Here is a 20,261-nt window from a genome sequence, read left to right as displayed (position 1 = left end):
GATGATCCTTTTGTCCTATCCCGCCTATACCCGGGCCGAACGCATTGCCGACGCGCTTGTGCATATCTTCGGCATTTGCGCGGCGATTGTCGGTATCGCGCTGCTGTTCGCGGTCTGGGCGTTCACGATGGATGGCGCGACACTGGCGGCAACGGTCCTCTATTGTGCCGCGCTGCTGCTGATGCTGACGGCCTCGGCAGCCTATCACATGGCCGCGCATACATCGGCGCGCCCGTTTCTGCGCCGGTTGGATCATGCGGCGATCTATCTGAAAATCGCCGGGACATTCACCCCGCTTGCCGTTTTTCTGGGAACCGCCTTCGGCTATGTGGTGGTTGCGATTGTCTGGACCTGCGCGCTGATCGGCGCGGGCGCCAAACTGATGACAGCGCCGGGCAAGATGACCACAGGATGGGTGCCATATGTGGCGCTTGGCTGGGCCGGGCTGGCCTTGCTGGTGCCGTTGAGCGCCGTCCTGCCGGGCCTCAGCCTTGCGATGATCGTTGCAGGCGGGCTGCTTTATACAGCGGGCGTGGTGTTTTACTGCTGGGAAAGCCTGCGCTTTTCGAATGCCATCTGGCATGGCTTCATCGTGATCGCGTCGGCCTGTTTCTTCATCGGTATTTCCGCAGCCCTTGCACAAAACGGATAAGGCTGCGCGGACAGGCATGGCCACACCGGGTTTCCAGTCGCGCACCGCTTGCTCTTAACAGGGGACGTTCCCACCGCTAAAGCGTTCCGCGAAAATCTGTGATTCAGGTTTTTTGCGAAACGCTTTAGGCTGACCCGACATAACCTCATGAGGCCAGCAATGATCCAAGTGCACACAACCTGTCCCGATCTCGATACCGCACGCATGCTGGCCAGCAGCGCGCTCGAGGCGCGTCTGGCCGCCTGTGCAAACATAACCCCCGGCATTCTCAGCCTGTTTCATTGGCAAGGTCGGATCGAGGAAGAGACCGAGGTCGGTCTGACCCTCAAGACCCGCACCGCCCATCGTGCCAGCCTGATTTCGCTGCTGGAGGATGAGCACCCCTATGATCTGCCGGTCATTACCTGGCAGGAAATATCGGCCGGCTCGGATGCCGAGGCCTGGGTCTCGGAGGAAACCGGCGGCGACTGACGCGACAGAGCAGCGCAGACCTCTGGACGAACCGCTCGGCTGCAATAGTTGACTCTCCACAAGGGAGTGCCACGATGTCCGACGATACCCGCGTTCTGTTCAACGCTGATTGCCCGATTTGCAATTACGAGATCAGCCACTATGCCAATTATAGCACCGCGCGTGGCCTTGCGATCAGGTTCGACGATCTGAACGACTGCGACCTTGCACGCTACGGCGTGGACAAGGATGCCGCCGCCCGACGACTGCATGTTTTACATGATGGACAGGTCTACGCGGGGATTGATGCGTTTCTGGTCCTGTGGCGCCGGATGCCGCGGTATCGGCCCCTTGCGAAACTCGTCGGTTTGCCCATCATCCGCCAACTGGCCGCCGCTATATACGATCACATCCTCGCGCCGGCCTTGTATACTCGGCACCGTCGCCGCGTGATGCGATTGCAAGCAGCCGACAGGAACTCCTGACAGTCAGGCATATCTGCGAACAGATCAGGCTGGCTCAACCAGTCCCCATGCGGTCGGCCAGATCGTTCAGAATATCGGCATGCGCGCAATGGCCAGGGGCGCATTGCGCGCCACCAGCGCTTGAGGCCAGCCACAATTCGCAGCTCTCGACATGCTGACAGGTCCGGCATCGCGTTATCATGTCACTATATGCCCGTGCGGACAGGTAGCCATGCGCCATCGCCTCGGACAAGTTGAGGTTCATCGCTCGGGCGACCGACCGGGTCAGCCAGAAATGCTTGGTCGGATCGCCAAGATAGGCGACATGAGCGGTCATGATATGTCCAGCTCCTCTTCGATCTTGGGACGAAATTCAGGCGTGCTTACCCGCCTGAAGGCGTTCGAAAAGTTCGGTGTTGCGACAGATCGACGGCGGAGCATCGGCCCCGTGGGAATGCGCATCCAACCAGCGTTCGCAATCGCCGGGACTGCTGCAGCCGGTGCAGTTCAAGACGGCATCACCGATCGTATCGACATCGAGCATGCCTGCCATCAGCTTTTCTTCGAGATCAATCCCGACGGTATTCGCCATCCGGTCAACCAAGGCAGCGTGTCGCTTGAGCGTAGTGTTTTCGGGCATCAGAGCCTCCATGTTGGGGCACCCCTGATCCGCGAGCGCCTGACACAGAGGCTAACGCAGCGCCGCGCGCTTATCCTTGACCTGAGTCAAGCCTGCGGATTGCCCAGATCGTCGAGATAGGCGCGGACACACTCCTGCACATGGCGGAATCTGTCACCGCCGAGATGCTTGCCGCCGAACCAGCGCGTCACGACGATGACATGCGCGCGCAGGTCTTCGCGTTCCAACATGCGCAGGATCACCATGCCTGCGCCTGCCTCGCCATCGTCGCCCTTGAGCGGCACGCCGTCCTCCAGCAGAACCGCCCATGTGTTATGCGTGGCCTTGGCGAATTTCTTGTCTTTTTTCAGCTTCTTGAGAAAGGCGTCCACCTCGTCTCGGGTGCGAGCCGGCCCACCGGACACCGCGTATTTCGACCCACGGTCGACGATGACGCCGGAGAGCTGCCGCATCACAGCTGTGATGCGACACGCCGGACGGTTTCGATACGCTGCGCGTTCGGCGGATGGGTTCCAAGAAACCGGTCACCGGGATCCGGGATCTGGGTGAAGAATTCGGCACCGCGCACCGGATCGTAACCTGCGCGCTTGGTGATCACCGTGCCAAGCGCATCGGCCTCCAGCTCGAACTCTTTGGAATAGCTGCGCGCGCCAACCGATGCACCCAGATCGGATGCCGTCCGGACCGCATCGCCGGTCGCCCCCGACAGCGTCGCCAACCCGCCCAGAAGGATGGCGCCCGCCATGGCGTTCTGCTGCTGGCGAGGGATGTGGCCGGCGATGTGATGCGCCGCCTCATGGCCCATCACGAATGCAAGCTCGTCCTGATTGCGAACCTCGGCAATCATCGCAAGCGTGAAGGCGATGATCGGGCGACCGTTACGATCAAGCGTCTGATAGGCATTCACCGGCTGCCCCGGCCGGTCGTCGATCACGATCTGGAAATCGCAATTGGTGCCCGGGTTCGTCTGCGCCGTGCAGAACTGCTCGGCCACAGGTTCGACCGTCTGGACGACCGCGACGAACTGATCCACCTTGGCGCGGGTCGGCGTCGCCGGGGCTTGCGCCGGTTTGGGCTGCGGCGTCCCCGGTGCCTGAGGCACAGGCGTCGAGACACATCCGGCAAGAAGGGTCAGGCATAAAACGGCAATCCAGCGCATAGACATCCTCATCAGATTGACAGGGCAACGTCTTAGCAGATTATCGCGACCCCTGCAGCACCGATCACGGCAAGATGAGCGCGGTTGCAAAGACCTGCCAAGTGGGTAGGCTGCGGGTATGTTTTCGATTGAACATGAATTCGACTCGACCGTCATCACGCTTGTGGACGATGCCCCCGCGCCCCTGCAGGAGGACGTGGTCATCAACGCTTTCGAGGAATGCGTCACCATCGAGCAATACGACCCAAGAACCGACAGCATGCAGAAAATCACGCTGTCCATGGGCCAATTGCGCGATCTGGGCGCGGCTTTGGATTTGCCCGAAGGGGTTTATACGCTGAACAATCCCAAGCGAAACGGCTGACGGATACCCGGCGGTCTTGTCGGATCGCGGTTGGCGGGGTTGACCCTGTTGCCCGGTCACACGACATAGAGCAGCAGAATGTCATAGCACCGGGACCACCATGCCAGATCGCAATCAAGCCGCCCTCGACTTTCTTCTGAGCCGCCGTTCCCGCCCCGCCAAGACCCTTGGTCTGCCGGTTCCCGATCGCGACGCGTTGATCCCGATTCTTACAGCGGCGGCAAGATCTCCGGATCATGGCAAGCTCGAGCCTTGGCGGTTCATCGTGCTGGAACGTGCAGCACTGGACCGGCTGGCGGATCTGGCGGAGGCGCGCGGCAAGTCACTGGGCCGCGACGAGGCGGATGTCGCCAAGGGGCGCAGGCAATTCGACGACAGCCATCTTGCGGTGGCGGTGATCGAAGTTCAGACGCCGTCGGAGAAAATTCCGCCCATCGAGCAAACCTATTCAGCGGGGGCCGTGTGCCTTGCGCTGCTCAACGCGGCACTGGCGTCGGGCTGGGGTGCCAATTGGCTGAGCGGATGGCCGGCGCATGATCGCGGTTTCGCAGAAGTCGGCTTGGGCCTGCAGACCCATGAGCGGGTGGCGGGGTTCATCCATCTGGGCACTGAAACAGCGCTCCCGCCAGAGCGCCCACGCCCGGATCTCGAGCAGATAACCACATGGATGTCGGAATGATTTTCACATCTTTTTTCAAGGCGTTGGCCCAATTGAGTGACCCACGTTTCCGCAAGATTCTTTGGCGCGGAATTGGTCTGACACTCGGGCTGCTCGCGGCCATCACAGCGCTCTTGGTCTGGGGTGTCGGATGGCTGGTGGGGGACGCGGTTACCCTGCCCCTTTTGGGGGAGGTGCAGTGGGTCGACAATGTTCTGAGCTGGGCCTTTCTCGCGTTGATGATCGTCTTGTCGGTGTTCCTGATGGTGCCGGTGGCGTCGGCCTTCGTGTCGATGTTTCTCGACCGGATCGCCGAGGCGGTGGAGGACCGGCACTATCCCGGCCTGCCCAAGGTACAAGGCCCGCCGCTGACGGATGAGATCGTCGACGGGCTGTCGGCGATGGGCGTTCTGATCGCGGCGAATATCGTGGCGCTGGTGGTGACGCTGCTGCTGCCGATCGCCGGATTGCCCTTGTTTTACGCGGTCAACGGGTTCCTGCTGGGACGGGAGTATTTCACCGTGGTCGCCATGCGGCGGATCGGGCGGCGCGCGGCGAAGGATATGCGGCGCAGGCATGGGGCGCTGATCTGGATGGCGGGGGTTCTGATGGCGGTGCCGCTGACCGTGCCGATCCTGAATCTGGTGGTTCCGATCATCGGGGCGGCGACATTTACCCATATTTACCACCGGCTCGACAAAGGCCGGGGCGAATCAGCGCAAGCCATTGGTTAACCTGACAAAACCCGCTTCGGTATCGCGTCGGTAAAACGTCGGTATCACGTCGGTATCGGGGACCGAAACCGCCCCGATTAACAGGGCGCGCGCAGAGTTGCGTACAAAACGCGCGCCGTTCAGGACGAAATAAGCCGCCCGAAATCAGTCAGCCGGAGCGGAAACGGGCGCGTCCTTGGATTCGCTGTACCACATGCTGCCCCCCGGCCCCATGCGCTCGAAGAGGTCGATGTCACGCACGGAGATCACGCCGGAGATGATCGTGCCGCCGACGATCACCCACAGGACAAAGGACACGCCGGTGGTGATCCAGGCCTTTTTGCGCAGGTGATGATGTTCAGGCGAACCGGCATGGGTTCCGGGCACGATCTCGTTCAGGTCGCCCTGGGTCTGGATGCGGATGGGAATCACGATCAGGAAGGTCATGAACCAGATGACCATGAAGAGAACAATGGCGGACGCGATGCTCATCAGACTTGCTCCAGTTCCACGAGCGTCCCCTGAAAATCCTTGGGGTGCAGGAACAGCACGGGCTTGCCATGGGCGCCGATCTTCGGCTCTCCGGTGCCCAGAACGCGCGCACCGCTTTCCTTCAGCTTGTCACGGGCGGCGAGGATGTCCTCGACCTCGTAGCAGACGTGATGGATGCCGCCCGAGGGGTTCTTTTCGAGAAAGCCCTTGATCGGGCTGTCATCCCCCAGAGGATACAGAAGCTCGATCTTGGTGTTCGGCAGTTCGATGAAGATCACGGTCACACCGTGATCGGGTTCGTCCTGCGGCGGGCCAACCACGGCGCCAAGCGCGCTGCGATACTGCTCAGCCGCGGCGTCGAGATCCGGCACGGCGATGGCAACGTGGTTCAGGCGTCCGATCATGGTCTGGTCCTCCGATAGCATTATGGCATGTTATGGGGGTGCAGGGCGCGCGGCGCAAGCGACAGGGGGACGCAACCTGCCTGTTAACCATTCATTAGCCACCTTCGGCCTAGCCTTGGTCCATAACAGCTGCCGGAGATCGCACCCATGGATGACCGAACACCCCCTCAGCCCTACGGGCTGCCCACCGCCACCCGCCCGCTTCTGGGGCTGACCATTCTGATCGTCGAGGACAGCCGCTTTGCCAGTGAGGCGATGCGGCTGTTGTGTATGCGCAGCGGCGCAAGGCTGCGCCGGGCCGATTGCCTCGCCTCGGCGCGGCGGCATCTGCAGGTCTATCGCCCGTCGGCGGTGATCGTGGATTTCGGCCTGCCGGACGGGTCCGGGCTGGACCTGATCGCGGAGTTGAACGAGGCGCAACCGCGGGTCGGGGTGATTCTGGGCATGAGCGGCGACGACCGTGCGCCGCACTTGGCCGCCCAGGCGGGGGCGGATGGTTGTCTGGTCAAGCCGCTGGACAGCGTGATGCAGTTTCAGCAGGCGATTATCGCGCATCTGCCCCAAGAGCGCCAGATCGTTGGTCCACGCCATGTGGACGAGGACCCGATTCGCCCTGATCCCGCCGCCTATCACGAGGACATGACCCATGCGGCCGACCTTTTGGAAGATGACAAGGACGGGCAGGTTCTGGATTACGTGGCGCAGTTTCTGGGCGGGGTTGCCGCCTCGGCGCGCGACACGCAGCTTGCGGATGCCGCCGATGCGCTGGCGCAGACCCGAAAGCGCGGTGCACCGGGCGACGAGTTGGCCGTGCTGGCGCATCTCAATGCGATGGTGCGCGACAGGTTGCAGGGCCGCGCGGCGATCTGAGGGCGCAGGCGCGTCAGAGTTTGCGCAGAGCGGCCTCAACCGCCGCCACAAGGGGCGCGGTGAGGTCGCTCAGCCGATGCCGTTGCAGGCCGTCTGCATCGAAATTGGCGGGGTCGAGCCATGTGTCATAGGACGCGCGCAGCGCGGGCCAGTCGCGGTCGATCACCGAGAACCACGCGGTATCGCGATTGCGCCCTTTCACGATGGTGGCCTGACGAAAGACACCCTCGAACACGAAACCGAAGCGTCGGGCAGCGCGACGCGACGGGGCATTGAGCGCGTCGCATTTCCACTCGAAGCGGCGATAGCCCGCATCGAACGCCCAATGCATCATCAGGTGTATGGCGTCGGTCGCGATACGGGTGCGTTGCAATGCGGGGGACATGGCGATGAACCCCACCTCGATCGAGCCTGCGCGGGGATCGATCCGCAGAAAGGACGCAACCCCGGTTGCAGGGCCGCCCGCGCGATCCCGGATCGCATAGAACAGGGGGTCATCACCGGCGGCAGCGCCCGTCAGCCACGTGCGAAAATCCGCGAACGCGGCAAAAGGACCGACAGGCATGTAATCCCAGACCGGATCATGGCCCTTGAACGCGTCGAAAAGCTCCGCCGCATGGGCCTCGGACAGCCGTTCCAGAAGGGCATGGCGTCCTTCCATGTGCAGAGGTCCGGGACGGGGCGGCGCCTGCCATCCCGGAACGGGTGGACCGACGGGGCGATCTGTCATCTGCTTTCCTTTCACGGGGACGGCACGGCACAGGCTAAGCGGGTGCGCAGATGAAGAAAAGGGCGCGCTGTCTGCGCGCCCTTGGCCATAAGCTTGGGTTGGCAAGCCCCGTCGGGGCCGGTCAATCCTGCTGTTCGATCACCCGAAGGCCAAGCTCCATCAGCTGTTCGCTGCTGGCCTCGGAGGGGGCGTTCATCATCAGGTCTTCGGCGCGCTGGTTCATCGGGAACATGATGACCTCACGGATGTTCTGTTCATTGGCCAGAAGCATCACGATCCGGTCGATGCCCGCCGCACAGCCGCCATGGGGCGGCGCGCCATACTGGAACGCGTTGACCAGACCGCCAAAGCGCTTGTGCACTTCGGCCTCGTCATAGCCGGCCAGCTCGAACGCCTTGATCATGATGTCGAGCTTGTGGTTCCGGATCGCGCCCGACACCAGCTCGTACCCGTTGCAGGCAAGGTCATACTGGAAGCCCAGCACCTCGAGCGGATCGCCCGACAGCGCGTCAAGCCCACCCTGCGGCATCGAGAAGGGGTTGTGCGAGAAGTCGATCTTGCCGGTCTCGTCGTCCTTTTCGTACATCGGGAAATCGACCACCCAGCAGAAGGCGAAGCGGTCTTTGTCGGTGAGGCCCAGCTCCTCGCCGATGACGGTGCGAGCGCGGCCAGCGACCGATTCGAAGCTTTGCGGCTTGCCACCGAGGAAGAAGGCCGCATCGCCCTTGCCCAGACCAAGCTGCAGGCGGATCGCCTCGGTGCGTTCGGGGCCGATATTCTTGGCCAGGGGACCCGCGGCTTCCATGCCGTTCTCGCCGTCGCGCCAGAAGATGTAGCCCATGCCGGGCAGACCCTCTTTCTGGGCGAAGGCGTTCATGCGGTCGCAGAACTTGCGGCTGCCCCCCGTGGGCGCGGGGATGGCGCGGATTTGCGTGCCGTCCTGTTCCAGCAGCTTGGCGAAGATCGCGAAACCGGAGCCGCGGAAATGCTCGGAGACGTCCTGCATCTTGATCGGGTTGCGCAGGTCGGGCTTGTCGGTGCCATACCACAAGGCGGCATCGCGATACGAGATATGCGGCCAGTGCTTGTCGACCTTGTGGCCGGGGCCGAATTCCTCGAACACGCTTTCGAGCACGGGTTGGATCGTGTCGAACACGTCTTGCTGCTCGACAAAGCTCATTTCGAGGTCGAGCTGGTAGAAATCGGTGGGCGAGCGATCGGCGCGGGGGTCTTCGTCGCGGAAGCAGGGCGCGATCTGGAAATACTTGTCGAAGCCCGACACCATGATGAGCTGCTTGAAGAGCTGCGGCGCCTGCGGGAGCGCATAAAAGCGGCCCGGATGCAGGCGCGAGGGCACCAGAAAGTCGCGCGCGCCCTCGGGCGAGGAGGCGGTGATGATCGGTGTCTGGTATTCGCGGAAGCCCTTGTCCCACATGCGGCGGCGGATCGAGGCGACCACGTCCGAGCGCAGGGTCATGTTGCGCTGCATCTCTTCGCGGCGCAGGTCGAGATAGCGGTGACGCAGGCGGGTTTCCTCGGGGTATTCCTGATCGCCGAACACCATCAGCGGCAGTTCCTTGGCGGAGCCCAGCACCTCCATGTCGCGGATGAACACCTCGATCTCGCCGGTGGGGATCTTGGCGTTGATGAGGCTCGCGTCGCGGGCCTTCACATCGCCGTCGATACGGATGCACCATTCCGAGCGGACGCGCTCTACCTGATCGAACACGGGGCTGTCGGGATCGCACAGAACCTGAGTGATGCCATAATGGTCGCGCAGATCGATGAACAGCACCCCGCCATGGTCGCGGATGCGGTGAACCCACCCGGACAGGCGGACCGTCTGACCGACGTTGGATGTGTCGAGTTCGGCGCAGGTGTGGCTGCGATATGCGTGCATGGCGTCCTCTCTGGCCCGGGGGCTGCGTGGCTTGGTTCGGGCCGATACACCTTGGCGGCGGGCCAAAGTCAAGGGGCGGGCGGATGCGCAACCGGCTCGTATTGTGCAAAATCATTTACAGACAGACATTTGTCGGCAAAAATACCCGATATCGAGCAAAAACCCCGTATTTCGGGGGGAAAGGTCGGCAGGTTTCGCATCACCGGACACGACGCCAGAAACGGCGCAAACCAATGGGGATGGGACATGTGGACAACGGTATTGGACAGGCTTTTGCTGCATCTGTTCAGCAGTGGAGACCTGAAAATCACTTTTCCCGACGGCGTGACGCGCCGTTACGGCGACGGGTCGGGGCAGACGGTGGCGGTGACGCTGCATGACGTGAGCTTGCCGCGAAAGATCGTCATCTCGCCGGATATGGCGGTGGGCGAAGCCTATATGGACGGGCGGCTGACGATCGAGGACGACGATCTTTACGGATTTCTGGGGCTGGCGATCCGCAATATCGCGCAAAATGGCCAGCCATGGTTCCGCAGGCCGCTGGAGATGGGCCGGCATGTGATGCGCAGCGTCGCACAGTTCAACCCGATGGGCCGCGCGCAGGCCAATGTGGCGCATCATTACGATCTGTCCGGCGCGCTTTACGATCTTTTCCTCGACGCTGACCGGCAATATTCCTGCGCCTATTTCCGCGAACCGGACATGACGCTGGAGGCCGCGCAAGAGGCCAAGAAACGCCATATCGCCGACAAGCTGCTGATCGAGCCGGGGATGCGGGTGCTGGATATCGGCTGTGGCTGGGGCGGCATGGGGCTGACACTGGCGCGCGACTATGGCGCCGAGGTTCTGGGCGTGACGCTGTCGCGCGAACAGCACGCCATGGCCAATGCAAGGGCCGAACAGGCCGGGCTGGCGAGCAAGGCGCGGTTCGAGCTGATGGATTATCGCAAGCTCGAAGGCACATTCGACCGGATCGTGTCGGTGGGGATGTTCGAGCATGTGGGCGTGCCGCATTATGATGAGTATTTCAGAACGGTGAAAAAGCGGCTTGATCCCGAGGGCATCGCGCTGATCCACACCATCGGGCGGGCCGACCCGCCGGGGGTGACAAGCCCCTGGATCGCGAAATACATCTTTCCCGGCGGCTATGTGCCCTCGATGTCCGAGGCGCTGAAATCCATCGAAAAGCAGCATTTTATCGCCACCGATATCGAGATCTGGCGGCTGCATTACGCCGAGACGCTGCGCCATTGGCATGATCGGTTCATGGCCAATATCGACAAGGCCCGCGCGCTTTATGACGAGAGGTTCTGCCGGATGTGGCGCTATTACCTGATTGCCTGCGAGCTGACATTCAGGCTCAACCGACAGGTGGTGTTCCAGTTCCAGCTGTCACCGAAGCAGGACGCCGTGCCGCTGACGCGCGATTATCTTTACCGCGACGATGTCCGGGCGATGCAGCACGCGGCGGAATAAAGCGTTCCGCCTTAAACCTGAGGCATCAGCCAAAGGCGTACCGCGTACACTGGCTGAACAAAGCACGGCTTTTCGCGGAACGCTTCAATCTGCGGGCCGGCGCGACAGGCGCCGGTCAGGCATAGGCGGAGGACAGGCGGCTGGCGAAACGGGCCTTCCAGAGCGCCTCTTCGTATTCCGAGGCGGCGGTGCTGTCATGCACCACGCCGCCGCCCACATTCAGCGTTGCGCCGCCGTTTTCGAGCATAAGCGTGCGGATCGCCACGTTGAATTCCGCGCGGCCATCAGGCGCGGCCCAGCCGATCGTGCCGCAATAGATCTCGCGCGGGGCGGGTTCGAGTTCGGCAAGGATCTGCATCGCGCGCAGCTTGGGCGCGCCGGTGATCGAGCCACAGGGAAAGAGCGCCCGGAAGATGTCCGACAAGCAGGTATCTGCGGCCATCTGTCCGGCCACGAGCGAGGTCATCTGGTGCACCGTCTCGTAGGTTTCGACCTTGAAGAGCTCGGGCACGCACACGCTGCCGGGCCGGCAGATGCGGCTGATATCGTTGCGCAGAAGATCCACGATCATCAGGTTTTCGGCGCGGTTCTTTTCATCGGAAGACAGAAAGGCGCGGCGGCGCGCATCCTCGGCTGGATCGTCGCTGCGGGGCTGGGTGCCTTTCATGGGCCGCGTCTCGATCCGGCCGGCGGCATCCGTGCGAAAGAACAGCTCGGGCGAGCGAGACAGGATCGCGGGCAGGCCCGGAGCCTCGATCAAGGCGCCGAAGCGAACCGGCTGGATGCGGGTCAGGGCGGCATGGAGCGCCTCGGGGGTGCCTTCGGCGCGCATGGTGATCGGGAAGGTCAGATTGGCCTGGTAGATGTCACCGGCGCAGATATAGGCGTGCACCTGATCGAAGGCGGCGGCGTAATCCTCGGCGGACCAGTGCGGGGTCATGTCATGCAGCGCCACGGGACCGGCCGCCAGCGGCGGTGCCGCAAGGGGGGCGTCGAACACGCCGAACTGGAGCAGGGGCAGGCGGCGATCACGCGGCATCAGAGGCATCAGGCGCGGCTCGAGCGCATAGCCCGCGTCATAGCTTGCGAAGCCCGCGAGCCAGGCACCCTGCGCACGCGCCGCATCGAGCGCCGCGAGCGCCTGAGGCATCTCGTCGGCGGTGCGGGCGGCAATGATGCGTCGGGGCCGGGCGAAAACTGCGGCGCGCGCATCCGGCCCATGATCGAAACGAATCTGCAAAGCGGCTGTCCCTGCTGCGTATCTGGCGAAGAGATAGGGCCAATGACGGGAAATGGCACTGTCAAAAGCGGCCTTTGCGGCCGGTTTTGCGATGCCCCTTGCAAGCCAGCGCGTGATGGATATAACCGCCAACAATTTGTGCGCAGGCCGCAAGCGCCCGCGCCCGATCAGCTGCCCGGGGATCACCATGCCGAAAAGAACAGACATCTCGTCCATCATGATCATCGGGGCGGGTCCGATCATCATTGGCCAAGCCTGCGAGTTCGACTATTCGGGCGCCCAGGCCTGCAAGGCGCTGCGCGAGGAAGGGTACCGGGTGATCCTGGTCAATTCGAACCCGGCCACGATCATGACCGATCCCGGACTGGCGGATGCCACCTATATCGAGCCGATCACCCCCGAGATCGTCGCCAAGATCATCGAAAAGGAACGCCCCGATGCGCTGCTGCCCACGATGGGCGGTCAGACCGGGCTCAACACTGCGCTGGCGGTGGCCGATATGGGCATCCTGGACAAATACGGCGTCGAGCTGATCGGGGCCAACCGTCAGGCCATCGAAATGGCCGAGGACCGCAAGCTGTTCCGTGAAGCGATGGACCGGCTGGGCATCGAGAACCCGGCGGCCACCATCGCCAACACGCTGGACGAGGCGATGGCGGCGCTGGATACGGTGGGTCTGCCGGCGATCATCCGCCCGGCCTATACGCTTGGCGGCACAGGCGGTGGCGTGGCCTATAACCGTGACGATTACGAGCGGATCTGCAAATCGGGGCTGGATGCCTCGCCGGTGAGCCAGATCCTGATCGACGAGTCGCTGCTTGGCTGGAAAGAGTTCGAGATGGAGGTGGTGCGCGACAAGGCCGATAACGCGATCATCGTCTGCGCCATCGAGAATGTCGATCCGATGGGCGTGCATACCGGAGATTCGATCACCGTGGCCCCGGCGCTGACGCTGACCGACAAGGAATACCAGATCATGCGCAACCTGAGCATCGCGGTGCTGCGCGAGATCGGGGTCGAGACGGGCGGGTCGAACGTGCAATGGGCGATCAACCCCGAAAACGGGCGTATGGTGGTCATCGAGATGAACCCGCGGGTGTCGCGCTCGTCGGCGCTGGCCTCCAAGGCCACGGGCTTCCCGATTGCCAAGATCGCCGCCAAGCTGGCGGTGGGCTATACGCTGGACGAGTTGGACAACGACATCACCAAGGTGACGCCCGCCAGCTTCGAGCCGACCATTGACTATGTCGTCACCAAGATCCCGCGCTTTGCCTTCGAGAAATTCCCCGGCTCGGAGCCGCATCTGACCACGGCGATGAAATCGGTGGGCGAGGCGATGGCCATTGGCCGGACGATCCACGAGTCGCTGCAAAAGGCGCTGGCCTCGATGGAGACGGGCCTGAGCGGGTTCGACGAGATCGAGATCGAGGGGGCACCGGAGCGCGCCGCCGTCATCAAGGCGCTGAGCAAGCAGACGCCGGACCGGCTGCGCACCATCGCGCAGGCCATGCGCCACGGGCTGAGCAATGACGACATTCAGGCCGCCACCGCCTATGATCCGTGGTTCCTGGCGCGCATCCGCGAGATCGTGGAAGCGGAAGAACAGGTCCGCGAGAGCGGTTTGCCGAAAGATGCTGCCGGGCTGCGCCGTCTGAAGATGCTGGGCTTTACCGATGCGCGGCTGGCCAAGCTGACCGGCTTCACCGAGGCCGATGTGCGCCGGCGCCGGGTGGCCGAGGGGGTCACGGCCGTGTTCAAGCGGATCGACACCTGTGCCGCCGAATTCGAGGCGCAGACGCCCTATATGTATTCGACCTATGAAGCGCCGATGATGGGCGAGGTGGAGTGCGAGGCACGCCCCAGTGATCGCAAGAAGGTGGTCATCCTTGGTGGCGGCCCGAACCGGATCGGTCAGGGGATCGAGTTCGATTATTGCTGCTGTCACGCCTGTTTCGCGTTGAGCGACACAGGGTACGAGACGATCATGATCAACTGCAACCCCGAGACCGTGTCGACCGATTACGACACCTCGGACCGGCTGTATTTCGAGCCGCTGACGTTCGAGCATGTGATGGAAATCCTGCGCGTCGAGCTGGAGAACGGCACACTGCATGGGGTGATCGTGCAATTCGGGGGGCAGACCCCGCTGAAACTGGCCAAGGCGCTGGAGGCCGAAGGCATCCCGATCCTCGGCACCTCGCCGGACGCGATCGATCTGGCCGAGGACCGTGAGCGGTTCCAGGCGCTGGTCAATCAGCTGGGTCTCAAGCAGCCGAAGAACGGCATCGCCAGCACCGACAAGCAGGCCCTGGCCATCGCCGATGAGATTGGTTTCCCGCTGGTGATCCGCCCGTCCTATGTGCTGGGGGGGCGCGCGATGGAGATCGTGCGCGACATGGCGCATCTGGAACGCTACATCGCCGAGGCCGTGGTCGTGTCGGGCGACAGTCCGGTGCTGCTGGATGGGTACCTTTCGGGGGCCATCGAATGCGATGTCGATGCGCTCTGCGATGGCGAGACCGTGCATGTGGCGGGCATCATGCAGCATATCGAGGAAGCGGGTGTGCATTCGGGGGACAGCGCCTGTTCGTTGCCGCCCTATTCACTGCGTCCCGAAACCATCGCCGAGATCAAGACCCAGACCGAGGCACTGGCCCGGGCGCTGAATGTCGTCGGGCTGATGAACGTGCAATTCGCGGTCAAGGGTGACGACATCTATCTGATCGAAGTGAACCCGCGCGCCAGCCGCACTGTGCCGTTCGTGGCCAAGGCCACCGACTCGGCCATTGCATCCATCGCGGCGCGGCTGATGGCGGGCGAGCCGATGTCGAACTTCCCCTATCGGGGCCCCTACCCTGCGGACACCAAACCCGGCACCTTGCCGATGGCCGACCAGATGACTCTGGCCGATCCGGCGATGCCGTGGTTTTCGGTCAAGGAGGCGGTCATGCCCTTTGCGCGCTTCCCCGGTGTGGATACAATCCTTGGCCCCGAGATGCGCTCGACCGGCGAGGTGATGGGGTGGGATGTGTCCTTCCCGCGCGCCTTCCTCAAGGCGCAGATGGGCGCGGGCACAGACCTGCCGGACAGCGGCACAGTGTTCTTTTCGATCAAGGATTCGGACAAGACACCGCAACTGATCGAGGCGGCACGGACACTGACCGATCTGGGCTTTGATCTGATCGCGACCCGTGGCACGGCGGCGTTTCTGGCCGAGCAGGACATCGATTGCGCGGTGGTCAACAAGGTCTATGAGGGGCGCCCGAACATCGTGGACATGCTCAAGAACGGGCAGATCGCACTGGTCATGAACACGACCGAAGGTGCGCAGGCCGTCGAGGACAGCCGCGAAATCAGGTCGGTCGCGCTTTATGACAAGATCCCGTATTTCACGACCGGCGCCGGTGCGCATGCCGCAGCTATGGCAATAAAGGCACGCCAAGAGGGCGAGCTGAAAGTGATGCCGCTGCAAGGGCCGGCCAGACCCGCCGCGTAAACCTGCACCAAGGCACTGATAATGATGCATAAATATCGGCGCCACCCGGCGCCGATGCGAGCCATGATGTGCCATCCCGGCAGCCCTGCACCGGGTGCATGGATTTTTGTGAAATTTGGGATTGCGCGGCGCAAATTTTCTATTATGTGCGGCTGACGGATGCTGATGCGCCCGCCCAAACCGCAACCTCACTTTTCAGGAGGCCTAAAATGACGCGTGACGAACTGAACCGCGAATTGCGTATGCACAGTGCTTCCTGGCCGGCGGTCCTCATCGTGTATGGACTCATCGTGGCCACGATGGTGTTCAGCGCGATGTCCATCACCTGACCCAGGGCAGCTTGACACCAGAGACCTGTTGAACAGGTCCGGTTGCAACGAAATAGATAGCGGCGGATGGCACATGTCCATCCGCCGTTTTTTTAGGGCCGCGGCCCCGATCAGAGCTGTGTGCCCTGCACCTTGGAATCGCCCGGCTTGATGTTGCTGGAGGCCGCTTCGCCGACATTGTCGACGCCACGTTCCTCGAGCAGGGTGGTCAGCCAATCGGGGTCCATCTCGGGCACCGAACTGAGCAGCAGATCGGTATAAGGGTGGTGCGGCGGCGTGAACATGTCCGTCTTGGGGCCTTGTTCCACCACCTTGCCATGCTGCATGACGACCACCTCATCGGCGATCGCGCGCACGGTGGCCAGATCATGGGTGATGAACATATAGGCGAGGTTCAGCTCTTTCTGGAGCCGGTTCAGAAGCCGCAGGATGCCTTCGGCGACAAGCTGATCGAGGGCTGATGTCACCTCGTCGCAGATGATGAAGGTGGGATCGGCGGCGAGCGCGCGGGCAATCCCGATCCGCTGCTTCTGCCCCCCGGACAATTCCGGCGGATAGCGGTTGTAGTATTTCGAGGGCTCAAGCTCGATCAGGTCGAGCAACTCATCCACCCGACTCTTGAGGGCAGCGCCCTTGAGACCGTGATAGAATTGCGCGGGACGGCCGATGATTTCCGAGATCTGCACCTTGGGATTGAGCGCGGTATCGGCCATCTGGTAGATCATCTGGCACTGGCGCAACTGATCCTTGGTGCGGCTGCGGTAATCGGGGGGGAACGGCTCGCCCTTGAACAGAACGTCGCCTTTCATCGGGGGCAAAAGCCCGGTGATGACGCGGGCGGTGGTGGATTTGCCGGACCCGGATTCGCCGACAACGGCGACGGTCATGCCCTCGTAGACATCGAAGCTGACATCGTCGAGCACCTTGGCGCCGCTGCTATAGGCGGCATCCACGTTGCGCACCGAGATGAGCGGCGTGGTGTCCTTGGGCCGGACTTTCTGCTCGCGCTTGAGGCTGCGGACCGCCCAGAGGCTTTTGGTGTAATCCTCTTTCGGGTTGTCGAGCATTTCCTTGGTGGGGGCCTCTTCGACCTCTTCGCCCTTGAGCAACACCTTGATCGTGTCGGCCATCTGCGCCACGACGGCGAGATCGTGGGTGATGTAGATGGCGGCGGTGTTGAACTGATCGACGATATCGCGGATCGCGGCCAGCACCTCGATCTGGGTGGTGACGTCAAGCGCCGTCGTCGGCTCATCAAAGATGATGAGATCGGGACGGCAGGACATGGCCATCGCTGTCATCGCGCGCTGCAACTGACCGCCCGACACCTGGTGCGGATAGCGAAAGCCGATCTCTTCGGGGTTGGGCAGACGCAGCCGGCGATAGAGCTCGATGGCGTCTTCCTGCGCTTCCATCCGTTTCTTCAGGCGGTATTGCACCGGCGCTTCGGTATGCTGGTCGATCAGCTTGTGCGCCGGGTTGAACGAGGCGGCGGCGGATTGTGCCACATAGGCGATCCGCGAGCCACGCAGCGCGCGCCGGTCGCTTTCGGAGGCGGTGGTCAGCTCCATGCCGTCGAACTCGATCGAGCCGCCGGAAATGCGCGTCCCGTCGCGGGCATAGCCCATGGCGGCCGCACCGATGGTGGATTTCCCGGCGCCGGATTCACCGATCAGGCCCAGCACCTCGCCACGGTGGAGGGTCAGGTCGACACCCTTGATGATGTCGACCCATTGTTCGTCGGAATAGCCCTGAATCTGCAGATCGCGGATTTCCAGAAGGACGTCTTTTGATTTCGGCATGGGGATTAATCCTTCAGTCCGGAGGAACGGTGCAGCATCCAGTCGACCACGAAATTGACCGCAACGGTCAAGAGCGCGATGGCCGCCGCCGGAATGAGGGGGGTGATGTCACCGAAGGAAATGAGCGTCGCGTTTTCGCGCACCATCGAGCCCCAGTCCGCAGTGGGCGGCTGGATGCCGAGCCCGAGGAAGGACAGGCCCGCGACGAGCAGGAACACGAAGCAGAATTCCAGCCCGAATTCCGCGATCAGAGGTGCTGTGGAATTGGGCAGGATCTCGCGGCGGATCAGATACCATTTACCCTCGCCGCGCAGCTTGGCCGCTTCGATATAGTCCATGACCACAACATTGCCCGCCACCGCACGCGTCAGGCGGAAGACGCGCGGCGAATAGATCACCCCCACGACAAGGATCAGGATCACCTCGGACGGGTTGAAGATGGTCAGCATGCCAAGGCTGAACCCCGAAGAGACCCCCACGAGGATCGCCAGACCGACAAGCCAGCTGAGCACATTGTTTTCCGCCTTCGCGACCACCACCAGAAGACCGGTGACCATGGCAAAGCCGAACATCAGCCAGAAGCTGGTGGTCGAGTTGGCCAGTGCGCCGCCGAAGATCGACAGCATCAAAAGCGCGAAGATCAGCGACGGGATCGACATGATGACATCCGATGTCCGTCCCAGAACCTGATCGAACCAGCCTCCGGTCGTGGCGGCCAGAAGCCCGGCAAGCGCGCCCAGAACAAAAGCCATCACGGTCCCCGCGAGAGCCAGCGCCACGGTGTTGCGCGCGCCATAGATGATCCGGCTGAACATGTCGCGGCCCAGCTGATCGGCGCCCAGAAGCATGTCGCCATCCGGCACGGCAAAGGCGGTCGAGATCACCTCGGCTTCGCCGAAGGGCGCGATCCAGGGCGCGAAGATGCCGGCAATCGCATAGGTGAAGATCACGAACATGCCGAATGCCGCGGTGAGCGGCGCGGTGCGCAGCTCCTTGGCCATGTCGGTGGACACGATGGCGATCAGGAATTCGCGGAACGCATAGGCCACCATGGCCGAGAGCGCCAGCATCCCCGCCGCGATCGCCACGCCGCGAAGCATCGAGGGACCGCCCACGATCCCGAGGATGAAGGACACGAGGGTGAGCGAGAAGACCAGCAGAAACCAAGTGCGTTTGTTGAAATAGGCGGCCAGACAGGACGCTGCGAGAAGCAGGGTGTAGTAGCCGATAACGAAGATGCTCATCGTGATACCCTCCCTTACTTCGGATGCCGCAAACGCGGGTTTGTCAGAATGGCCCCGACATCCGCCGCAAGATTGAGCAGGATGAAGGTGGCCGCGAAGATCAGGCAGCAGGCCTGCACGACGGGGAAGTCACGTTTCGACACCGAGTCGACAAGCGCCTGTCCGATGCCGGGATAGACGAAGACCACCTCGACCAGCACCACGCCGGTAATGAGATAAGCCAGGTTGAGCGCCACCACGTTGATGATCGGCGCCCAAGCATTCGGCAGGGCGTGGCGGACGATGACTTTCCATGGCGGCGTGCCCTTGAGACGGGCCATTTCGATATAGGGCGAGGCCAGCAGGTTGATGATCGCCGCCCGTGTCATGCGCATCATATGAGCTGTCACCACCAGAACCAGCGTAAGGGCGGGAAGGAACGTCCGGTGCAGAAGTTCAGGCAGGGTCATGTTCTGGCTGAGGCTTGCGATAGCGGGGAACATGCCCCAGTTGACCGAGAAATAGAGGATGAGGATGTAGCCCAGGAAGAATTCCGGCGACGAGATCGAGGTCAGCGTCGCCACGTTGGCCACCCGGTCGAAAACCGTGTAGCGCAGCAGGGCCACCAGTACGCCGAGGATGATTGCCAGCGGCACGGCGATCACCGCGGCATAGGCCGCAAGAAACAGCGTGTTCATGAAGCGCTGCCCGATCAGGGTGGTCACACGCTCGCCGGTCACGATGGAATTGCCGAAATCAAGGGTCACCGCACCGCCTAGCCATTCGAGATATCGGATGATGGCGGGCTTGTCCAAACCCATTTCCTTGCGCAATGCCGCAAGGTTTTCCTCGGTTGCCCCCTGACCGAGAACCGCCTGAGCGATATCGCCCGGCAACAGCTCGACCATGAAGAAAATGATGACGGATATGACCAAGAGGATGAACAGCCCGATACCGAGCCTCTTTCCTACAAGCGCCAGAATGTCTCCCATCTGTCCCTCCTGCTGCTGTACCGGTGCCGAGGACATGATGTCGTCCTTCCGACCAGCCGAACAGTTTTTTATTGGTGCTGTGCTTTCGTGATGCCGCAAGGGCAAATCGGAGCCAGCTTTTGGCCTGAACGCATTTTTCAGAAGATGAGAGGCTGGTTCAGGCAACGATGGACCCGGCGCATCACGCCGGGTCCGGTCTTGGATCTA

At 62.4% G+C, this 20,261-nt stretch carries 21 protein-coding genes; 9 read left to right on the top strand and 12 right to left on the bottom strand.

Annotation, left to right across the window (positions count from 1 at the left end):
* Position 1 precedes the first annotated feature (1 nt).
* The 3 genes from trhA (at position 2) to RAZWK3B_RS16750 (ending at position 1,587) form a co-directional block, all read left to right on the top strand.
* Positions 2 to 652 carry a PAQR family membrane homeostasis protein TrhA gene (gene trhA, locus RAZWK3B_RS16760; protein ID WP_007817233.1) on the top strand — a complete coding sequence of 217 codons (651 nt, stop codon included), beginning with the start codon at positions 2 to 4 and terminating at the stop codon, positions 650 to 652.
* Positions 653 to 811: 159 nt separating this feature from the next.
* Positions 812 to 1,123 (top strand): divalent-cation tolerance protein CutA, encoded by a 312-nt coding sequence (cutA, locus tag RAZWK3B_RS16755; RefSeq protein ID WP_007817232.1) that lies wholly within the window; start codon positions 812 to 814, stop codon positions 1,121 to 1,123.
* Between the two features lie 74 nt (positions 1,124 to 1,197).
* The gene (locus tag RAZWK3B_RS16750) at positions 1,198 to 1,587 is read left to right on the top strand and encodes a thiol-disulfide oxidoreductase DCC family protein (protein WP_007817231.1); all 390 of its coding nucleotides are present in this window, start codon (positions 1,198 to 1,200) and stop codon (positions 1,585 to 1,587) included.
* Positions 1,588 to 1,621: 34 nt separating this feature from the next.
* Here RAZWK3B_RS16750 and RAZWK3B_RS16745 read toward each other — a convergent pair whose 3' ends face one another.
* The 4 genes from RAZWK3B_RS16745 to RAZWK3B_RS16730 all read right to left on the bottom strand — a co-directional run bounded on the left by RAZWK3B_RS16745 (position 1,622) and on the right by RAZWK3B_RS16730 (position 3,365).
* The gene (locus RAZWK3B_RS16745; protein WP_007817229.1) at positions 1,622 to 1,903 is read right to left on the bottom strand and encodes a DUF6455 family protein; all 282 of its coding nucleotides are present in this window, start codon (positions 1,901 to 1,903) and stop codon (positions 1,622 to 1,624) included.
* A 36-nt stretch (positions 1,904 to 1,939) separates the two neighbouring features.
* The gene (locus RAZWK3B_RS16740) at positions 1,940 to 2,206 is read right to left on the bottom strand and encodes a DUF6455 family protein (RefSeq protein ID WP_037296156.1); all 267 of its coding nucleotides are present in this window, start codon (positions 2,204 to 2,206) and stop codon (positions 1,940 to 1,942) included.
* 86 nt (positions 2,207 to 2,292) lie between these two features.
* Positions 2,293 to 2,658 (bottom strand): YigZ family protein, encoded by a 366-nt coding sequence (locus RAZWK3B_RS16735; protein WP_007817225.1) that lies wholly within the window; start codon positions 2,656 to 2,658, stop codon positions 2,293 to 2,295.
* Entirely contained in the window at positions 2,658 to 3,365 is a 708-nt protein-coding gene (locus RAZWK3B_RS16730) for a M48 family metallopeptidase (protein ID WP_007817223.1), read from the bottom strand. Before RAZWK3B_RS16730 ends, RAZWK3B_RS16735 begins: the two co-directional genes overlap by 1 nt.
* Positions 3,366 to 3,483: 118 nt before the next feature.
* Between RAZWK3B_RS16730 and RAZWK3B_RS16725 the strand changes: the two genes are divergently transcribed.
* The 3 genes from RAZWK3B_RS16725 (at position 3,484) to RAZWK3B_RS16715 (ending at position 5,121) form a co-directional block, all read left to right on the top strand.
* The gene (locus tag RAZWK3B_RS16725; protein ID WP_007817221.1) at positions 3,484 to 3,729 is read left to right on the top strand and encodes a DUF8831 family protein; all 246 of its coding nucleotides are present in this window, start codon (positions 3,484 to 3,486) and stop codon (positions 3,727 to 3,729) included.
* Positions 3,730 to 3,829: 100 nt separating this feature from the next.
* Positions 3,830 to 4,408, top strand: coding sequence for a nitroreductase family protein (locus tag RAZWK3B_RS16720; RefSeq protein WP_007817219.1), 579 nt, complete (start codon positions 3,830 to 3,832; stop codon positions 4,406 to 4,408).
* Complete coding sequence (locus tag RAZWK3B_RS16715) at positions 4,405 to 5,121, top strand: EI24 domain-containing protein (protein ID WP_037296138.1); 717 nt, start codon at positions 4,405 to 4,407, stop codon at positions 5,119 to 5,121. Before RAZWK3B_RS16720 ends, RAZWK3B_RS16715 begins: the two co-directional genes overlap by 4 nt.
* Before the next feature lie 144 nt (positions 5,122 to 5,265).
* Here RAZWK3B_RS16715 and RAZWK3B_RS16710 read toward each other — a convergent pair whose 3' ends face one another.
* Positions 5,266 to 5,592 (bottom strand): DUF1467 family protein, encoded by a 327-nt coding sequence (locus RAZWK3B_RS16710; protein ID WP_007817214.1) that lies wholly within the window; start codon positions 5,590 to 5,592, stop codon positions 5,266 to 5,268.
* Entirely contained in the window at positions 5,592 to 5,996 is a 405-nt protein-coding gene (gene mce, locus RAZWK3B_RS16705) for a methylmalonyl-CoA epimerase (protein WP_007817212.1), read from the bottom strand. Before mce ends, RAZWK3B_RS16710 begins: the two co-directional genes overlap by 1 nt.
* Positions 5,997 to 6,143: 147 nt before the next feature.
* Here mce and RAZWK3B_RS16700 point away from each other — a divergent pair, with 147 nt between their 5' ends.
* Positions 6,144 to 6,866 (top strand): response regulator, encoded by a 723-nt coding sequence (locus RAZWK3B_RS16700; RefSeq protein WP_007817210.1) that lies wholly within the window; start codon positions 6,144 to 6,146, stop codon positions 6,864 to 6,866.
* Between the two features lie 13 nt (positions 6,867 to 6,879).
* On the opposite strand, the gene RAZWK3B_RS16695 is transcribed toward RAZWK3B_RS16700, so the two are convergent.
* Entirely contained in the window at positions 6,880 to 7,596 is a 717-nt protein-coding gene (locus tag RAZWK3B_RS16695; RefSeq protein WP_037296153.1) for a GNAT family N-acetyltransferase, read from the bottom strand.
* Between the two features lie 121 nt (positions 7,597 to 7,717).
* On the bottom strand, positions 7,718 to 9,496 hold the full coding sequence (aspS, locus tag RAZWK3B_RS16690) for an aspartate--tRNA ligase (RefSeq protein WP_007817205.1): 1,779 nt from the start codon (positions 9,494 to 9,496) through the stop codon (positions 7,718 to 7,720).
* A gap of 246 nt (positions 9,497 to 9,742) precedes the next feature.
* Between aspS and RAZWK3B_RS16685 the strand changes: the two genes are divergently transcribed.
* Positions 9,743 to 10,972, top strand: a complete 1,230-nt coding sequence (locus RAZWK3B_RS16685) for an SAM-dependent methyltransferase (protein WP_037296136.1) — start codon at positions 9,743 to 9,745, stop codon at positions 10,970 to 10,972.
* 115 nt (positions 10,973 to 11,087) lie between these two features.
* On the opposite strand, the gene RAZWK3B_RS16680 is transcribed toward RAZWK3B_RS16685, so the two are convergent.
* Complete coding sequence (locus RAZWK3B_RS16680) at positions 11,088 to 12,212, bottom strand: aminodeoxychorismate synthase component I (protein WP_037296135.1); 1,125 nt, start codon at positions 12,210 to 12,212, stop codon at positions 11,088 to 11,090.
* A gap of 187 nt (positions 12,213 to 12,399) precedes the next feature.
* Between RAZWK3B_RS16680 and carB the strand changes: the two genes are divergently transcribed.
* Complete coding sequence (gene carB, locus RAZWK3B_RS16675) at positions 12,400 to 15,708, top strand: carbamoyl-phosphate synthase large subunit (RefSeq protein WP_037296152.1); 3,309 nt, start codon at positions 12,400 to 12,402, stop codon at positions 15,706 to 15,708.
* Between the two features lie 439 nt (positions 15,709 to 16,147).
* Here the strand turns inward: carB and RAZWK3B_RS16665 are convergent, their stop codons facing one another.
* Genes RAZWK3B_RS16665 through RAZWK3B_RS16655 form a run of 3 tightly spaced genes read right to left on the bottom strand, consistent with a single transcriptional unit; the run spans position 16,148 to position 20,054 of the window.
* Positions 16,148 to 17,839, bottom strand: coding sequence for an ABC transporter ATP-binding protein (locus tag RAZWK3B_RS16665; protein WP_007817198.1), 1,692 nt, complete (start codon positions 17,837 to 17,839; stop codon positions 16,148 to 16,150).
* 5 nt (positions 17,840 to 17,844) lie between these two features.
* Positions 17,845 to 19,083, bottom strand: a complete 1,239-nt coding sequence (locus RAZWK3B_RS16660) for an ABC transporter permease (RefSeq protein WP_007817197.1) — start codon at positions 19,081 to 19,083, stop codon at positions 17,845 to 17,847.
* Positions 19,084 to 19,097: 14 nt separating this feature from the next.
* Complete coding sequence (locus RAZWK3B_RS16655) at positions 19,098 to 20,054, bottom strand: ABC transporter permease (RefSeq protein WP_007817196.1); 957 nt, start codon at positions 20,052 to 20,054, stop codon at positions 19,098 to 19,100.
* Positions 20,055 to 20,261 lie beyond the last annotated feature (207 nt).

This window comes from Roseobacter sp. AzwK-3b (assembly GCF_000170875.1).
Classification (GTDB): Bacteria; Pseudomonadota; Alphaproteobacteria; order Rhodobacterales; family Rhodobacteraceae; genus Roseovarius; species Roseovarius litoreus.
The sequence above is the reverse complement of the archived record's forward strand: the minus strand, read 5'-3'. Positions and strand labels throughout refer to the sequence as shown.

Bases quoted from the DNA above. Each gene is read 5' to 3' on its own strand.
- trhA (WP_007817233.1), top strand. From the start codon at position 2: ATGATCCTTTTGTCCTATCCCGCCTATACCCGGGCCGAACGCATTGCC.
- cutA (WP_007817232.1), top strand. From the start codon at position 812: ATGATCCAAGTGCACACAACCTGTCCCGATCTCGATACCGCACGCATG.
- RAZWK3B_RS16750 (WP_007817231.1), top strand. From the start codon at position 1,198: ATGTCCGACGATACCCGCGTTCTGTTCAACGCTGATTGCCCGATTTGC.
- RAZWK3B_RS16745 (WP_007817229.1), bottom strand. From the start codon at position 1,903: ATGACCGCTCATGTCGCCTATCTTGGCGATCCGACCAAGCATTTCTGG.
- RAZWK3B_RS16740 (WP_037296156.1), bottom strand. From the start codon at position 2,206: ATGCCCGAAAACACTACGCTCAAGCGACACGCTGCCTTGGTTGACCGG.
- RAZWK3B_RS16735 (WP_007817225.1), bottom strand. From the start codon at position 2,658: ATGCGGCAGCTCTCCGGCGTCATCGTCGACCGTGGGTCGAAATACGCG.
- RAZWK3B_RS16730 (WP_007817223.1), bottom strand. From the start codon at position 3,365: ATGCGCTGGATTGCCGTTTTATGCCTGACCCTTCTTGCCGGATGTGTC.
- RAZWK3B_RS16725 (WP_007817221.1), top strand. From the start codon at position 3,484: ATGTTTTCGATTGAACATGAATTCGACTCGACCGTCATCACGCTTGTG.
- RAZWK3B_RS16720 (WP_007817219.1), top strand. From the start codon at position 3,830: ATGCCAGATCGCAATCAAGCCGCCCTCGACTTTCTTCTGAGCCGCCGT.
- RAZWK3B_RS16715 (WP_037296138.1), top strand. From the start codon at position 4,405: ATGATTTTCACATCTTTTTTCAAGGCGTTGGCCCAATTGAGTGACCCA.
- RAZWK3B_RS16710 (WP_007817214.1), bottom strand. From the start codon at position 5,592: ATGAGCATCGCGTCCGCCATTGTTCTCTTCATGGTCATCTGGTTCATG.
- mce (WP_007817212.1), bottom strand. From the start codon at position 5,996: ATGATCGGACGCCTGAACCACGTTGCCATCGCCGTGCCGGATCTCGAC.
- RAZWK3B_RS16700 (WP_007817210.1), top strand. From the start codon at position 6,144: ATGGATGACCGAACACCCCCTCAGCCCTACGGGCTGCCCACCGCCACC.
- RAZWK3B_RS16695 (WP_037296153.1), bottom strand. From the start codon at position 7,596: ATGACAGATCGCCCCGTCGGTCCACCCGTTCCGGGATGGCAGGCGCCG.
- aspS (WP_007817205.1), bottom strand. From the start codon at position 9,496: ATGCACGCATATCGCAGCCACACCTGCGCCGAACTCGACACATCCAAC.
- RAZWK3B_RS16685 (WP_037296136.1), top strand. From the start codon at position 9,743: ATGTGGACAACGGTATTGGACAGGCTTTTGCTGCATCTGTTCAGCAGT.
- carB (WP_037296152.1), top strand. From the start codon at position 12,400: ATGCCGAAAAGAACAGACATCTCGTCCATCATGATCATCGGGGCGGGT.
- RAZWK3B_RS16665 (WP_007817198.1), bottom strand. From the start codon at position 17,839: ATGCCGAAATCAAAAGACGTCCTTCTGGAAATCCGCGATCTGCAGATT.
- RAZWK3B_RS16660 (WP_007817197.1), bottom strand. From the start codon at position 19,083: ATGAGCATCTTCGTTATCGGCTACTACACCCTGCTTCTCGCAGCGTCC.
- RAZWK3B_RS16655 (WP_007817196.1), bottom strand. From the start codon at position 20,054: ATGGGAGACATTCTGGCGCTTGTAGGAAAGAGGCTCGGTATCGGGCTG.